Genomic DNA, 1101 nt, shown 5'->3' with positions numbered 1-1101 from the left:
TGTCAGCCCAGACCAAATGGCGGAAGCTCGACGGCGCAAACCGCATGCCCGAGATCATCGAAGGGATTGAATTCAAAGACGGGATCAAACAACTTAACCATGCCGCCTAATCACGCCGTCACCAACTTTCGGGCATAGCTCTTCCCGAGGCCCCCTGCCCTTCTCCGCGAAATACCAACTTCCTTCGCGTCTGGATCTCTCGAAGATGAGATCGTCAGTTTCATTCACAAATACGAGGCACCGGCAAAAGGGTATGATGCTGTTTGGAACAAGAACAAGCACCCTCTGCCCCGCGCGCCCACTCAGATGACGGTTTGCGAGGTAAGAGACTGGCAGCTGCAGGCCAGACAAGTTCAGGAATCCACCGCTATAGGCGCCTACCAGATCGTAGGAGGAACCTACCGCGAGACACTTGAAGCCCTTGGCCTCGGCTGTGAAGTCTTATTCAATCGGGCAACTCAAGATATGTTTGGCCTGGCGCTGCTCTACAGACGTGGATGGCCGCTGTTCCTGAATGGGTCCTTGAGCCTTGAAGATTTCGCTCATGAACTGGCTGGTGAGTGGGCCGCGTTCCCCGCACCGTATGGACCGCATAAGGGATTTTCTCGTTATCGCAACGTGGCCGGCAATAAACATCAAGTAGAACTGCCGGTGTTTATGGAATTTCTGCGCTCACTAAAGGATACGGTCAGATCCGATGGTACGTTAGGCGCTTCCTTTTGCCTAACAGAGAGAGAGCGTGGGGGCATTTTCTCGGCAGCCCAGGCACGATGCGTTTGGATTTCCGAAGTTGCATTGTAAATGGAAAAGTTCGCATGAAGCGGTCATCTCCGCCGCCAATATCATTTTTCGACATTAGGTTGGGACCTAATTGAAAAATGAGGGGAGCTGTTGGATCAGCAGATTGACCTGTAGTTAGATTCGATCCACGTCGGTATTCATAGATCGTTTCCAAACCATTAAAGCATTTCGATAAAAGTTTGAGTCGGCAGGATTCCCCTGAGACATGATCTGTGGTTCACCCTTTTTGGGAGGATTGATCATGCCAGCACCGTTGCCGATGGAATTGCGAGATCGTTTTGCACGATTGATTGAGGAAGG

The 1101-nt window shown here is 51.5% G+C and carries 2 protein-coding genes; one reads left to right on the top strand and one right to left on the bottom strand.

What is annotated here, in order from left to right; translation table 11 throughout:
* Positions 1-306: 306 nt before the first annotated feature.
* Complete coding sequence (locus ACFWW2_RS00305) at positions 307-801, top strand: hypothetical protein (protein WP_393925369.1); 495 nt, start codon at positions 307-309, stop codon at positions 799-801.
* 114 nt (positions 802-915) lie between these two features.
* Here the strand turns inward: ACFWW2_RS00305 and ACFWW2_RS00300 are convergent.
* The coding region (locus tag ACFWW2_RS00300) for a hypothetical protein (RefSeq protein ID WP_393925368.1) at positions 916-1101 on the bottom strand (186 nt) is incomplete at its 5' end.

The organism is Yoonia sp. R2-816 (genome assembly GCF_046762905.1).
In the GTDB taxonomy this organism is placed as follows: Bacteria; Pseudomonadota; Alphaproteobacteria; order Rhodobacterales; family Rhodobacteraceae; genus Yoonia.
The sequence above is the reverse complement of the archived record's forward strand: the minus strand, read 5'-3'. Positions and strand labels throughout refer to the sequence as shown.